We start from the raw sequence: 14084 nt of genomic DNA, 5'->3' as shown, positions 1-14084 counted from the left end.
AGCGTCATCAGTCGTGGAAGTGACTGATGATCAGACACCCCGAGGTCCGCAAGAGGAGCTTTCGGAGGGCCAGCCACCCCAGGTGTCGTTGCGGCGGGTCGAGGGCTGACGCAACTCCTGTGGCGGCCGGATCGTTGGTGCAACCAGGGCGGACGGAGGCGGACGATGGCGGCGGGGCGAGGTGACGAGCTGCTGCGTCCTCCCACCAGTTCGGGCCGCGCGACGTTCCTGGAGCTGTTCTTCGACCTGGCCTTCGTTGTGGCCCTCACCCGGGTCTCGCAACGATTCGCCAACTTGAGCGATGACACCGGCTGGGCGCTCGTCACGGGGTTCGGACGTACTCTGCTGCTCTTTCTGGCGCTCTGGTTGATCTGGTCGCACACCGCCTGGATCACCAGTCGCTACGAACCGGAGCGGCCGATCATTCAGGCCGTCGTGGTCGGCACCATGTTCGCCGGCCTGATCATGGCGGTGGCGTTGCCCCGCGCCATGGAGGAGCGAGCGTTGCCGTTCACGGCCGCGTACCTGATGGTGATGGTGGTGCGGCCGCTGGTGGTCGCCGCCGCGCTGCGCGGGCACCCACGACGGCTGGTGCCGTTCCGGCTTGCCGTGTGGGCTTCGGTGAGCGCGCCTCTGTGGCTGGCCGGCGCGTTGGGTCCGGACCACCTCCGCCTGCCGCTGTGGGCTGCCGGACTCGCTGTCGACTACGTGGCCTGGGCCCTGGGCTGGCCGCTGCCGTGGCTCGGGGCCTCGGAGGTGGGCCGGTGGCGGATCGCGGGGACGCATCTCGCCGACCGGTACCAGCAGATGTTTCTCATCGCGCTGGGCGAGTCGATTCTGGTCATCGGCGTGGTTTTCGGCGGAGTGGACTACTCCGCGGAGCGGGCGGCTGCCTTCGCGGTCGCGTTCGCCACCAGCGCGCTGCTCTGGCGGATCTACTTCCACAGCGCCGGTCTGCTGCTGACCGATGCGTTGGAAGGGGCGGTCATGCCCGCCCGGCTGGGCGCGGTGTTGGAACGGACGCATCTGTTGATCGTGCTCAGCGTGCTCGTCACGGCAGTCGGCTACGAGCTGGTGATCGACCATCCGTTCGGGCAGCCGCGGCCCAGTTGGCTGCTGTTCGTGGTGGGCGGTCCGATGCTCTTCCTCGTCGCCCGGATGCGGCTGGAGTGGGAGGTCTTTGGCCGGGTCTCCCGATCCCAGATCATCGGCTTGGCCGTCGTGCTGCTGTTCACGCCGGCGTTGGCTCGCTGGGCGCCGATGGTCGGGCTGAGCGTGGTGGCCGGAGTGCTGACCCTGGTCACGCTCCTCGACGGGTTGCGAAGGCGAGGACAGCCGCCGGAGGTGCCCGCCTCGCCGATCGGGCGGGAGGCAACCGACGTTCGCGACTCCGAGGCGTGACCGCACGGCCGTGGCGGACCTGCGGCTCCGAAGTCCATCGACAAGTCGCTGCACCTGGCGCTCGGACAAACGATCACCGCAGATCCACGGGGCGAGGTCAGCGCCGGCCTGGTCGCGATGGCCTGGTCGATCCCAGGGTTGCCGCTGGTGACCATCGCGACGCGGCCGTCGAGGCGAAGAGGTGTCCAGGACCGTCGCTACAGGCCCAGACTGCGCAGGGTCGGCACGGTCTGGCCCACCCAGGCGAGGTCGGCGTCTTCGCGGGCGCCCTGGGTGCGTTGTGAGCCGGCCAGGAACCACAGGAAGTAGGTGGTGTAGCCGGGTGCGCTGACCACTGTGTGGTAGCCCTCGGGCATCATCTGCATCACATGCTCGCGAATGGTGACGTTCTCCTCGTACCCGTCGTCGGTGTAGACCCGGCTGATACCGAACCCGTCCGCCGGGTTGACGCGGTAGTAGTACATCTCCTCGTGTGCGGCCTCGGCGGGCAGGTCGTCGACCCTGTGCCGGTGCGGCGGGTAGGTGCTCCAGTTGCCCGAGGGCGTGTAGGTCTCGCCGACGATGAGCCGGCGGGCGGGCAGGTCCGGTTGGGCGATCTCGGTGAGGATCTGGTGGTAGGTGCGGCCGAAGTTGGCCGCTCCCCAGCGGCCGCTCGCGACCTGCTCCGGCGCGATGACATAGGGGTCGGTGGCCAGGTCGCTGGGGGCGCTGGGGAGGGCGACCTCCACGTCGGTGACGGCCTCGACGGTGACCGCGGAGCCGGCCGGGAGGTAGACCGAGTACGGCTTGCCGGAGAACACGTCCGGACGCCGGCCGACCTGCGGGAAGTGGCGGCCGGCGACGGTGAAGTCGGCGGTGCCACCGAGGATGACGGCCAGAATCTCCCGGTCACCGGACTCACCGGTCCAGGACTCGCCGGCCGACAGCCGCAGCAGGGTGAAGTCCAGCAGCTGACAGGGATTGAAGGGGAGTGTGTTCCGGCCGGCGGCGGCGGGAACGGAGCAGTGGTAGCGGTAGTCCATTGTCACCTTTCTCGGGATGCGGGGCAGTGCGGGGCGGGCGCGGTGATTACCAGGGGCTGGTCCAGCCGGGGATCGTGGCGCGGGTGAGGGCTTCCAGGTAGAAGTAGTCGCCCCACAGGGTTCCCTCGTCGACGCCGACGCCCTTGGGTTTGTCGTAGACGCCGTGCAGGAGCAGCGCGTTCGAGACCGGATGACCTTCGGTGGAGTAGTGGTCGATGAGCGAGCGCAGGATCGTGGCGGCGGCTGTCCGGTACCGGTCGGCGCTGGCCGCGTCGGTGAGGCCGTCGGCGAGTTCGAGCAGGCCGCAGACGGCGATGGCCGCGGCCGAACTGTCCCGCTCCTGGCCGCTGCCGTCGCCGAACTCCAGGTCCCAGTACGCGACGTGGTCGTCGGGCAGGTGCGCGAGGAAACGGTCGGCGCAGGTCCTCGCGGCGGCGAGCAGCGCGGGATCGCCGATGTGCCGGTGGTTGAGGCTGAACCCGTAGATGCCCCAGGCCTGCCCGCGTGCCCAGCAGGAGTTGTCGGCGTGGCCCTGTTCGGTCTCGCCGCGTAGCGGAGCACCGCTGGCCGGGTCCCAGTAGAAGGTGTGGAAGGTGGTGCCGTCCGGGCGCAGGATGTGCTGACGCAGTTGAGCGGTGTGTCGGCGGGCCGCCGCGGCGTAGCGGTCGTCGCCGGTGGTGTGGCTGGCCCAGAAGAGCAGCGGCGTGTTCATGAGGCTGTCGATGATGGTGCGGCCCCGTTGGCGGGGGTCGTTCAGGTCGCCCCAGGCCTGGATGATTCCGGCGGGTTCGAGCACGCGCGTCATCAGGTGGTCGGCGGCGGCGAGGGCCGCGTCTCGGGCCCGCGGGTCGCCGGTGCGACGGGCCGGGGTGACGCAGGCGAGGGTGTAGAGGAACCCGAGGTCGTGGGTGTCCAGGTCGATGCCGTGGGTCACCCGGGCGGCGAAACTGTCCACGTGGGACAGTGCGGCCCGCAGGTGGCGGTCGGCACCGGTCAGGTCATGTGCCAGCCAGAGCATGCCGGGCCAGAAACTGGTGGTCCAGCCGACGTTGGCCCCCTCGGGCTGGCCGGCGCTCGGTGGCCGGAGCGGATAGCGGTTGGCGTCGGTGGTGTCCGCGGGATAGCGGTCGCCGAACGTGGCGATGTTCGCGTCGACCGTTCGTATCGCGGCGGCCACCGCGGCCGCCGTGGCTTCTGGGTCGGAGCTGGGACGGACGTCGGTCGCCGTCATGGATGCTGTTCTCCCTCGTGGGTCCGGTCCGGTGCCGGGCAGGTGTCATCGGCGTCGCGGCGCGGTGGCCGGAACGTGGTGTTCAGGTGCGCTGGGGTGCGGTCGTCGGTGGATCGAGGGCGGCGCGCAGGGTGAAGCGGCTGTTGGCCCAGACGACGTAGAGCAGCGGCGCGGCGGTGAGGCCGAGCGCGATCGCGGGGCGGGCCGCCAGGATCTGGGCGAGCAGCACAAGGACGAGCAGGGACACGGCGGTGAGGTACCAGCGGCGCACCGCCAGATACACGCAGGCACGGGCCACCTCCCGCAGCCGCGCGGTGGGTCGGTCGGCGAGGGTCACCAGCCCGAGCAGCGTGGTCGCGACGGTGAGGACGATCAGGGTCGCCAGGACCGGCAGGGCGAGTGCCCCGACCCGGTGGCCCCACGCCGCGCGGGCGTCGACGGCGAGCACCACCAGGGCAGCCATGGCCGCCGCCGTCCAGAGCGTCGCCGGCCGGGCAGTGGCTCGCCAGGCGCGGCCGTAGGTGCCTAGCACGCCGCCGGTGTCGCCGGCCGAGTAGGCGGACATGACCGCGAAGACCGCACAGAGCCCGGGCGCGCAGAGCGGGGCGGTCAGCGCGTACAGCGGCCAGGAGCGCGCCGCGTCAGTGGTGAACGCGAGCGTCACCAGTGGCAGGCAACCGAGCACCAGCAGCAGGTTGGTGACCAGCGCGACGTAGAACCCGTCGAAGACGGCGGTGATGGTGTGGTGGCGCGAACGCATGGACCTCACCCCTTCAGTCCGGTCGAGGCGACGCCCTCGATGAAGTAGCGCTGGCCGAGCAGGAAGATGACAGCGACGGGCAGCACGGACAGCACCGAGCCGGTCATGATCAGCGCGTACTCGGCGTTGTACTGGGAGATGAAGGTGTTCAACCCCAACTGGATGGTGCGCAGTTCCGGACTGCGCAGGTAGACGAGCGGGCCGAGGTAGTCGTTCCAGGTGGTCGTGAACGTGAGCAGTGCCAGGCTGGCCAGCGCCGGCCGGGACAGCGGCAGAATGATCCGTCGGTAGATGGCGTACTCGCTGAGCCCGTCGACCCGCGCCGCTTCGCTCAGCTCCTCGGGGATCGTCTCGTAGAACTGCTTCATCAGGAACACGCCGATCGCGCCGAACGCCTGGATCGCGACGATCGACCACAGCGTGTTCGACAGGTGCAGCTTCGACATGAGGATGAACTGCGGGATCATGTACGACTGCCAGGGCACCGCGATCGTCCCGACGTACGCCAGGAAGAGCAGGTTGCGGCCGGGGAAGCGGACGCGGGCGAAGCCGTAGGCCGCGAAGCTGCCGGTGAACACCTGCAGGAAGGTGACGATCACCGACAGCAGCAGGGTGTTCCGCAGCCACGTCGTCAGGTCCGAGCGCTGCCAGATGTCGAGGTAGTTCCGCCACACCACGGGATCGGGGAGCCAGGTGATCGGGATGGTGAAGACGTCGTTGTTGGTCTTCAACGACGCCACCACCATCCAGTAGAACGGCAGCAGCAGCCCGGCCGCCGCGAGCACGAGAGCGGCGTACCCGATCAGCCGCCCGCCCCTGGACCGGACCGGTCGGCGGGGCGCGCGGCGATTGCCGGGCGCGGCGACGGCCGGGGTGGGCAGGGAGAGGTCGGTCGCGGTCATCAGCTGTTCCTCCGCTTGTTGACCATGAACTGGATGACCGTGATGCCGAAGCAGATGGCGAACAGCACGATGGAGACCGCCGAGGCGTAGCCGAACTGGTTCTCCTCGAAGCCCTTCTGGTAGATGTACTGCGAGAGCACAAGTGTCGACTGGCCAGGTCCGCCGCCGGTCATCACGAGGATGAGGTCGAAGACCTTGAAGCTTTCGATGGTGAGCAGCACCGTGACGAAGAAGGTCGTGGTTCGTAACCCGGGGAGGGTCACGTGCACGAACCGCTGCCACGGTGAGGCGCCGTCGGTCTCGGCCGCCTCGTAGAGCTGGGCCGGGATGGTCTGCAGGCCGGCCAGGAACAGCAGCATGTAGTAGCCCATGTACCGCCAGGTGCCGACGATGATGACCGCCGGCATCGACCAGGTCGACGACGTGGTCCAGCCCGGCGGGTTGTCCACCCCGACGGCACCGAGGAGAGCGTTGATCGGGCCGTACTCCGGGCTGAACAGCTGGTTCCAGACGACCGCGATCGCCACGATCGAGGTGATGTAGGGGAAGAAGGCGACGGTGCGGAAGAACCGTACGCCGCGCAGTTTGCGGTTGAGCAGCAGCGCCAGCCCGAGTGCTGCCGCGAGGGTCAGCGGGATGTGGAAGACGGCGTAGTAGACGGTGTTGCGCAGTGCGGTCCAGAAGCTCGAGTCGTCCCACATCCGCCGGAAGTTGGCGGTGCCGGTCCAGTCGGCCACCCCGAAGACGTTCCAGCTGGTGAAGGCCACGTAGAACAGCACGACGACGGGCAGCAGGGTGAGCACGGCGAAGCCGATGAAGTTGGGAAGGATGAACGACCACCCGGCGACCGTGTTGCGCGACACCAGCCGCCGGTTCCTGGGTCTCGTGCGCGGCAATGTTGCCATAGGGAGTCTCCGGAGTCGTTCGGCTTGGTGGCGGGGACCGGCGTGCGGCTCAGGCGCGCCGGGCCCGCCATCAGCTCACTGGTTGAGGACCTCGTTCTTGGCGCGGGTCTGCGCCTTGCTCAGCTCCGCGTCGACGCTCTTGCTGTCGGAGAGGATCGCCGAATGCATCTCGTTGAGGAGGTTCTGCAGGCCGGCGGTGTGCTTCGACACCGGGTTCTCCGGCTTGATGGTGTGCTTGGAGTAGGCGAACTTCGACAGGTCGTCCTGCGGTACGCCGTCCAGCCCGAACAGCGTCGCGGTGACCGCGTCGGTGACCTGGGCCGGGGTGATGCCGATCCCGGCCAGCGCCTTGCCGGCCTCCGGGCCGGCCGCGTACTGGAGGAAGTCCTTGGCCGCGGCGGTCTTGGACTTGCTGATCTTCGGGTTGATCCCCAGGCCGGTCGGGTCACCGAAGGTGACAGGCGTGGCGGAGGCGCCGGTGGTGGACTTGTCGAACTGCGGTGCCGGGGAGATCCCCCACTGGAACTTGTCGGCGTCACCGCTCTGTCGCTGGTTGAGCAGCGTGGCCACGTACCAGGTGCCCATCAGCAGCATCGCCGACTGCTGCTTGCCGAACTGCGCCTGGTAGGTGAGTTTGTTGGTCTTCGCGGTGCCGAAGGTCGGCTGCGCGCCGGCCGCCTGCAGGTCCAGTGACCGCTCGTAGTACGGCTTCAGGTAGCCGTAGTCCCCGGAGAGCAGGTCCGCGTTGGGGGTCTGGGCGAGCGCGAATCCCTGCACTGTCGACTGGAAGGTGTGCTGGTACGCGCCTGTCGCGTTCGAGCCGGCCCCCTTCAGCCCGGTGTGCAGTCGCTTCGCCGCGTCGGTGTAGTCGTCCCAGGTCCAACTGCCGTCCGGCGGCGCCACCTTCGCCTTCGCGAACAGGTCCTTGTTGTAGAACAACACCCACGAGTCCTGCCGGTACGGCGCCGCGTACGCCTTGCCATCCACCTGGTACGACGCGAGCGCCGGGCTCGAGCCGAGACCGGAGGTGGCGTCGGAGACGTCGAGCAGTTGACCACCGCTCTGGTACGTGTAGAAGTTCTTGAGGTTCTTCATGACGTAGACGTCCGGCGCGGTGCCGGCGGCCAGGTCCGTGATCATCTGGGTGTCGTAGTCGTTGCCTGGGGCGTACTCCTTCAGCTCCACCGTCACGTTCGGGTGGGTCGCCTTGAAGCCGTCGGCGAGCGTCTTGAACTCGGGCGTGGACGACAGGCTCCAGCCGGCCAGGGTGATCGTCACAGGGGCGTTGGGGTCGACTGGCTCGTCTCCGCCGCCGCAACCGGCGAGAACAAGCGTCAGGGCCGTCGCGGCGCTGATGACGGCCGGTATCGCACGCTTCATCCCTTTCTCCTTAGGTCAAGGGGCCCGGATGGGCCCGCACTGCTACCAGGCACCCGGGCGGGCCCGGCATGCTCCGTGTCCAGACGGGTCGACGTGCTGATCCCGTCGGGCCAGTCGACCGCCAGGTGGAGGCCGTCGGCGTTCTCGTTGGCCACGACCTGGCCCGCCTGCCCGACCGTGGCTGCCGGCACCGCGGACAGCTCGATGAAGGCGGCGACCCAGTCGCCCGGCCGGACGGGGTGGTCCAGCCAGGGCACGACCAGCCCGCCGGCCAGCGGCCCGCCGTGCGGAACGGCTGTGGCACCGGCCGTTCCGTCCCCGTGAGCGCTGTCGAGCCTGCTGGTCAGGCCGGCCCCGGTCACGGCCACCACCCGGTCGCCGACGGTCGCCGTCGCGTCCCCGGCAATGGCCCAGCCGCCGATCCGCAGCCGCAGCGCGGCCGCCTCGACACCGTCGGCGAGGTCGTCAACGCGGGTCAGACGTAGCTCCCAGGGGCCACGGACCAGCGAGTACACAGTGAGGTGTCCGGCCGGTCGGGACCGGCCGAGGCGGCCACCGCCGTGATCGCGCTGACCCGGATCCGGGTCGACCCAGTGGACGAGGGCACGTGATCCGGCCACCCCCACGCCGTCGGTGTCGACCTGCACGGTCAGCAGGCGCATGCCGGCGCGGTGGGTTACCCGACCCGCGTCGTCGACGAGAGTGACGGACTGATCGAGCGGACTGACCCAGCCGCTGTCGTCGAGGACGGGGCTGGTGGCGGTGGAGTAGCCCAGCCGGGCGTAGAGCGGTGAATCTCCGACGGTGGCACCCTCGACGGCGTGGTCGGTGCCGTGGTTGACGACGCGGACGACCCCGTCGGCACGGGTGCCGGAGACCAGCCAGCCTGGCGCGTGTATCGCCCGCACCGTGTCCCGCTGCTCGACCGGCAGCGGCTCCTCGGGGGTCGTCCAGACCGGATGGTCCGCGGGTAGCGCGATGCCGAGTAGACCTTTGCTGGCCCAGTACGGCGAGCCCGGCCCGGAGTACGACTGCGCCAGTCGCGGCCACGGCCCGTGCCAGCCGAGGGTGAGCAGGCCGCGTTCGTCCACGGCGCCGTTGGCGACGAAGTGGCGCACGATGCGGGTGGCCGCGCGGCGCAACTGGCCGAGGCTGACCGAGGACACGCCGGCGAGGGCCCCGACCCAGAAGGGCGCCGCCGCGGCGAAGCGGTAGATCAGGCTGCGTCCCTGGATCAACGGTGACCCGTCGGCTCCCACGAGCGCGACCGCGTCGCTCAGGAAGCGGTCGAGGCCGGCCAGGTCCCGTTCGCGGCGCTGCTCGGCCAGGTCCGCGGCACCGGCCATTCGGGACCACAGCGTCGGGTACAGGTGCAGGGCCCAGCCCACATAGTGGTCGTAGGCGCGGTGCGGCCCGTCGGACATCCAGCCGTCCGCGCGGGCGAAGCTGTCGTGTGTGCGCAGGTCCTCGGCCATCTCGTCGAGCGAGTGCGGCCCGCCCACCGAACGCAGGAACGTCTGGACGATCAGCCGGAACCAGACCCAGTTGATCCGGGGGTAGGTGTCGTCGCCGACCGCTGCGCGCAGATAGTCCACCACCCGTTCTCGTACCGCGGACGGCAACCGGTCCCAGATCCACGGGCGGGTCAGGTCCAGGACCAGCGCGATGGAGGCGGCCTCCACCTTGGCCTGGGGGTGCTCGTCCAACCGCACCCAGCGGTCCGGAGAGCTCGGGTCGGTGCCGGCGGCGATGCCGGCCGTGTACCGGTCCACGAGGTCGTCCACGCCCACTCCCCGGGCACCCGCGATGCGGAAACCCGCAAGCAGGAAGGTCCGGGCGAAGCCCTCCAGGCCGTCGATGGCCCGCCCGTAACCGCCCTCCGGCCCGGGAAAGGTGACGAGGGCGTGCCCGGGCGACGCGAAGGGCCGGGCGGCGGCGAGCATCCGGTCGGCGAGGGCCAACCAGTCACTCCGGTGCCAGGTCGCGGCGGCGGTGGCATCCGGGTCCGTCCCCGGTGCCGGCCTGCCGGTCGTCCCGAACGTCATCCGAGGTCCTGTCGCATCGAGCCGTCTCCGTGGAATGTGGCGAGCGGGGCGTGGCCCCCATGAATGTGACGCACAGACACCCGCGGGGTTTCCGAAGTAAAACGCTCACAACAGAGCAAGTCAATGCCCTCATCAAACCGATGTGGACACATCCGATCAAGACAGAGCACATCGCGGGCTTGACGCACCAAGTGCTCTGATACGATCACAATCGATCACAGCCGCTCTACCGATCCGAGGAGCCATGACCGTCGCAGACCGCTTCGCAGACCCGCTGGCTGCGGCGTGGCGCGGTCGCCGGACGGGACCGCTGGCCCGGGTGCTCGCGCCGCCGGCCGGCTCGCGCCTCGGCTGGCAGCCGGCACCGGCGCCCCGCGCCGCCACGACCCGGCGGAGGGCGGCTCCTATGCTCTTCGACGGACGGGGAGGCCGGCCGGTCCGGCTCGCGATCGACGTCACCGCGGCCGGCCCGGCCGGCGAGTTCGTCCGCACCATGCAGGAGCTTTCGCCGCACGAAGCGTTCCCGGAGGTCCGCCATGACCAAGGACAGTCCTGTCGTCGCCGTGGCGGAGGGCTCCCGAGGGCCGCTTCAGGTCGCCCGCCGCCAGCAACTGTTGGCAGCCCTGCAACGTGACGGCTCGATGCGCATCTCTGACCTGTCCCACGTGCTGGGCGCCGCGCCGGTCACCATCCGGCGCGACGTCGCGGAGTTGGCCGCCGAGGGGTTGGTCCGCCGCGTCCACGGTGGGGTCGCCCTGATCCTGCCGGACGACGCCCCGGCAGCGGACGAGGCACCGGCCGCCGGCCTGGACCCGCTGGTCGGGCGCGCCCTCGGCATGCTCGTGCCCTCGTTGGACTACTACTGGCCGGACGTGGCTCGCGGCGTCGAGGGAGCAGCCCGCGAGCTGGACATGCGCGTGGTGCTGCGCGGCTCCTCCTACGACACCGAGGACGACCAGCCGCAACTGGCTCGCCTGGTGGGGCGGATGGGCGTCGACGCGCTCATCATCGCGCCGAGCATGGACGCACCGAGCGCCGAGCGCACCATCGAGTGGCTCGACCAGGTCGGCGTGCCGGTCGTCCTGCTGGAACGCACCGCCACGGTAGGCAGCCACCACGCCGTCATGGAGTCGGTGGTCACCGACCACGCACTCGGCGCGGCAATGGCGGTACGCCACCTCACCTCGCTCGGACACCGCAAGGTCGGCCTGGTGCTCGACGCCAACAGCCCCACCAGCCAGCACGTGCGGCGCGGCTGGCTCGACGCGGCGACGGAGTGCGGCCTCGACCCGGACGCGACGGTGGTGGCCGTGGCACCCGACGCACGGTCACCGGAGCGGGACACCGTACTCAACGACGTCCTCGACCGGTGCCAGGCGACCGGGACGACGGCGCTGCTGGTGCACGCCGACGCCGAGGCGATCGCGCTGGTGCAGCACTGCGAGGAGCGGCACCTCTCCGTTCCCGGCGATCTCTCCATCGTGGCGTACGACGACGAGGTCGCCGGGCTCTTCAGCCCGCCGCTGACCGCGGTCCGACCGCCGCGACGCTCGATCGGACGGGCCGCCGTGCGTCTCGTCGCCGACCGGCTCGTCGACCCCGACCGCCCCACCCACCGGATCGTCATCAGCCCGTCACTGCGGATCCGGGAGTCGACAGCGCCGCCCCCGGCGTAGGTGGTCTTCCATCCGCTGTTCACGCCAGCGTTGACTCGCTGGGCGCCGATGGTCGGGCTGAGCGTGCTGGCCGGGGTGACGGCCTGTCGCCGCGGAACCGGACGGCCAGACACGGACCGCGCGCCGATCTCGCATCGGCGCTTCTGTCCCGAGTGGTGGCGAGCGCCACCGGATCTCACGCCGGCGACGAGCGATGGATAGAACGGTCGGTCTTGACGGCGGGGTCAGGGGTAGGTACTGTTCTCACAGGCAGAACGTTCGTTCCACCTGTCGCTGGCTGGGTGGGTGGACGGCGGTGACTGAAGGAGAGCGCATGCCCACCAAGATCACCTTGATCATCGGTAATCCCGCCAACCCCGACGAGTTCGAGAAGGTCTACGCCGACGTACGCCGGGCCGCGGAGACGTTCCCCAAGCTTCAGCGGGCCGAGTCGGCCAAGGTGTGGCCGAAGGAGGACGGCACCCCCACTCCCGCGTATCGGACGCTCGACCTGTACTTCGCCACCTACGAGGACGCCGCTGCCGCAGTCGCGACGCCCGCCGCCGGCGCCGTCTTCGGCGGTCTCCAGGGCGCTCAGGTGGAGATCACGGGACTGTTCGCGAACATCGAGTAGCACCGCCGTCCCGTCCCGACGGTGACCCCCCGCTGGGCGTCCGTTCGCTTTCACCGAAAGGTTGACAATGACCACCCTTGCCGTTCCCGGCATCTCCACGACGGCCGCTGCCCTGCGGCGGTTGTACTTCGGTCGCTTCGCCTTCGCGATCGTCTGGGCTGCCGTGACGTTCCCCCTCGCCAAGCACCTCAACCCCCTCACCGCCGCGCTGCTCGTGATCTACCCGCTGTTCGACGTGGCAGCCGCCATCGTCGATGTCCGCGCGTCGCGGGCCACCGGATCGCCCACCCTGCTGTACGTGAACGTCGCGATCAGCCTGCTCGCCGCGGTCGGACTGGGCATCGCCGGCGCGTCCGGCATCCCGGCGGTCCTGCGCGTCTGGGGCGCCTGGGCGGTCGTGGCCGGGCTGATTCAGCTGATCGTGGGCGTCACCCGCCGCAAGATGGGTGGGCAATGGCCGATGATCATCAGTGGTGGCATCTCCGTACTCGCCGGTGGGTCGTTCTTCGCGGCTGCCTCCGCGGACAACCCGGCGTTGACCAACGCGATCGGATACGCCATCCCCGGCGCCATCTTCTTCCTCATCGCGGCCATCCGCCTCGGCCGTGCCACGAAGGGAAACTGACGTGGACAACGCCACGTACGACGTCATTGTCATCGGCGCGGGCCCGGTGGGGGAGAACGTCGCCGACCGCGTCGTGCGGGGCGGCCTGACCGCCGCGATCGTCGAGCGGGAACTGGTGGGTGGTGAGTGCTCGTACTGGGCCTGCATGCCGACCAAGGCGTTGCTGCGCAGCCAGACCGCGCTCCGGGCGGCTCGTCAGCTACCCGGCGCGCGCGAGGCGGTGACCGGCGAGCTGGACGTGGCGGCCGTGCTGCGCCGCCGGGACGCCTTCGCCTCGCACTGGAAGGACGACGGGCAGGTGTCCTGGCTGAACACGGCGGGCATCGCGCTGTATCGAGGTCAGGGACGGATCAGCTCCGACCGGATCATCGAGGTGACCGGCGCGGACGGCGCCACGACCTCGCTCACCGCCCGACACGCGGTCGTCATCGCGACCGGAAGCAGCGCACTGGTGCCGGACATCGCCGGTCTGCGCGAGGCGGCACCGTGGACCAGCCGCGCGGCAGCCGCCGCGAGCGAGGTGCCCGGCCGGCTCGCCATCATCGGCGGCGGTGTGGTGGCCGCGGAGATGGCGACCGCGTACGCGGGCCTCGGATCGGCGGTGACGGTGCTCGCGCGCGACGGAGTGCTCACGCAGGCGGAGCCGTTCGTCGGCGAGCGGGTCACGCAGTCCCTACGGGACGCTGGCGTGTCGGTCCGTCTCGGTGCCGAGGCCACGTCGGTGCGCCGCGACGGCGACGGCACCGTGCACATCACGCTCACCGACGGCGAACAGGTCGACGCCGACGAGGTCCTCGTCGCGATCGGCCGTACGCCGAACACGCACGACGTCGGCCTCGACCGGATCGGTCTGACGTCGGGTGCCTGGCTCACTGTCGACGACACACTGCGGGTGATCGATGGCGCCGGGGAGTTGCTCGGCGACGGATGGCTGTACGCGGCCGGGGACGTCAACCGGCGTGTGCTGCTGACCCACCAGGGCAAGTACCAGGCGCGCGCGGTGGGCGACGTCATCGTGGCGCGGGCCGGGGGCGAAGCGGCAGACGACCGCCCGTGGGGTCGGCACGTCGCCACCGCCGACGAGCGCGCCGTGCCGCAGGTCGTCTTCACCGACCCGGAGGTCGCGTCGGTGGGACTGACCGCGGCCGCCGCCGAGGCCGCCGGGCTGCGGATCCGGGTCGTCGACCACGACCTGGCCGCCGTCGCCGGGGCCGCGCTGCACGCCGACGGCTACCAGGGACACGCCCGGATGGTCGTGGACGAGGACCGGCGGGTGATCGTCGGCTGCACCCTCGTCGGTCCGGACGTCGCGGAACTGATCCATGCCGCGACGATCGCCATCGTCGGCGAGGTCCCACTGGAGCGGCTGTGGCACGCCGTGCCCGCGTACCCGACGGTCAGCGAGGTCTGGCTGCGTTTGCTGGAGGCGTACGGCCGCTGACCTGTGCCGTGCGACCGTCCGCGCCGTCGACGGCCGAGCACGGCTGCGACGAGTGGAGGAAGACGAAGCCGGCCGTGGCTGAA

Annotated in this window: 12 protein-coding genes; 5 read left to right on the top strand and 7 right to left on the bottom strand. The window is 70.3% G+C overall.

What is annotated here, in order from left to right:
• Window positions 1-165 precede the first annotated feature (165 nt).
• Window positions 166-1401 carry a low temperature requirement protein A gene (locus ABZU25_RS06855; protein ID WP_355028369.1) on the top strand — a complete coding sequence of 412 codons (1236 nt, stop codon included), beginning with the start codon at window positions 166-168 and terminating at the stop codon, window positions 1399-1401.
• 197 nt (window positions 1402-1598) lie between these two features.
• Here ABZU25_RS06855 and iolB read toward each other — a convergent pair whose 3' ends face one another.
• From iolB to ABZU25_RS06820, 7 genes are all read right to left on the bottom strand, one after another.
• On the bottom strand, window positions 1599-2423 hold the full coding sequence (gene iolB, locus ABZU25_RS06850) for a 5-deoxy-glucuronate isomerase (RefSeq protein ID WP_355028368.1): 825 nt from the start codon (window positions 2421-2423) through the stop codon (window positions 1599-1601).
• Window positions 2424-2469: 46 nt separating this feature from the next.
• A complete protein-coding gene (locus tag ABZU25_RS06845; protein ID WP_355028367.1) occupies window positions 2470-3654 on the bottom strand; it encodes a glycoside hydrolase family 88 protein in 1185 nt (394 codons plus the stop codon).
• Between the two features lie 82 nt (window positions 3655-3736).
• Complete coding sequence (locus ABZU25_RS06840; RefSeq protein WP_355028366.1) at window positions 3737-4414, bottom strand: hypothetical protein; 678 nt, start codon at window positions 4412-4414, stop codon at window positions 3737-3739.
• A 5-nt stretch (window positions 4415-4419) separates the two neighbouring features.
• Window positions 4420-5316, bottom strand: a complete 897-nt coding sequence (locus tag ABZU25_RS06835) for a carbohydrate ABC transporter permease (protein WP_355028365.1) — start codon at window positions 5314-5316, stop codon at window positions 4420-4422.
• Complete coding sequence (locus tag ABZU25_RS06830) at window positions 5316-6179, bottom strand: sugar ABC transporter permease (protein WP_355028364.1); 864 nt, start codon at window positions 6177-6179, stop codon at window positions 5316-5318. Before ABZU25_RS06830 ends, ABZU25_RS06835 begins: the two co-directional genes overlap by 1 nt.
• Before the next feature lie 117 nt (window positions 6180-6296).
• A complete protein-coding gene (locus ABZU25_RS06825; RefSeq protein ID WP_355028363.1) occupies window positions 6297-7601 on the bottom strand; it encodes an extracellular solute-binding protein in 1305 nt (434 codons plus the stop codon).
• The gene (locus ABZU25_RS06820; RefSeq protein ID WP_355028362.1) at window positions 7598-9646 is read right to left on the bottom strand and encodes a DUF2264 domain-containing protein; all 2049 of its coding nucleotides are present in this window, start codon (window positions 9644-9646) and stop codon (window positions 7598-7600) included. Before ABZU25_RS06820 ends, ABZU25_RS06825 begins: the two co-directional genes overlap by 4 nt.
• A 536-nt stretch (window positions 9647-10182) precedes the next feature.
• Between ABZU25_RS06820 and ABZU25_RS06815 the strand changes: the two genes are divergently transcribed.
• The 4 genes from ABZU25_RS06815 to ABZU25_RS06800 all read left to right on the top strand — a co-directional run bounded on the left by ABZU25_RS06815 (window position 10183) and on the right by ABZU25_RS06800 (window position 14001).
• Window positions 10183-11322 carry a substrate-binding domain-containing protein gene (locus tag ABZU25_RS06815; RefSeq protein ID WP_355028361.1) on the top strand — a complete coding sequence of 380 codons (1140 nt, stop codon included), beginning with the start codon at window positions 10183-10185 and terminating at the stop codon, window positions 11320-11322.
• Window positions 11323-11635: 313 nt separating this feature from the next.
• Complete coding sequence (locus ABZU25_RS06810; protein ID WP_355028360.1) at window positions 11636-11935, top strand: hypothetical protein; 300 nt, start codon at window positions 11636-11638, stop codon at window positions 11933-11935.
• A gap of 67 nt (window positions 11936-12002) precedes the next feature.
• Window positions 12003-12560 (top strand): hypothetical protein, encoded by a 558-nt coding sequence (locus ABZU25_RS06805; protein ID WP_355028359.1) that lies wholly within the window; start codon window positions 12003-12005, stop codon window positions 12558-12560.
• 1 nt (window position 12561) lies between these two features.
• Window positions 12562-14001 (top strand): NAD(P)/FAD-dependent oxidoreductase, encoded by a 1440-nt coding sequence (locus ABZU25_RS06800; protein WP_355028358.1) that lies wholly within the window; start codon window positions 12562-12564, stop codon window positions 13999-14001.
• Window positions 14002-14084: the final 83 nt, after the last annotated feature.

Source organism: Micromonospora sp. NPDC005215, assembly GCF_040607915.1.
In the GTDB taxonomy this organism is placed as follows: Bacteria; Actinomycetota; Actinomycetes; order Mycobacteriales; family Micromonosporaceae; genus Micromonospora.
Note: the sequence above shows the minus strand (reverse complement) of the source record. Positions and strands in the feature narration are given on the sequence as shown.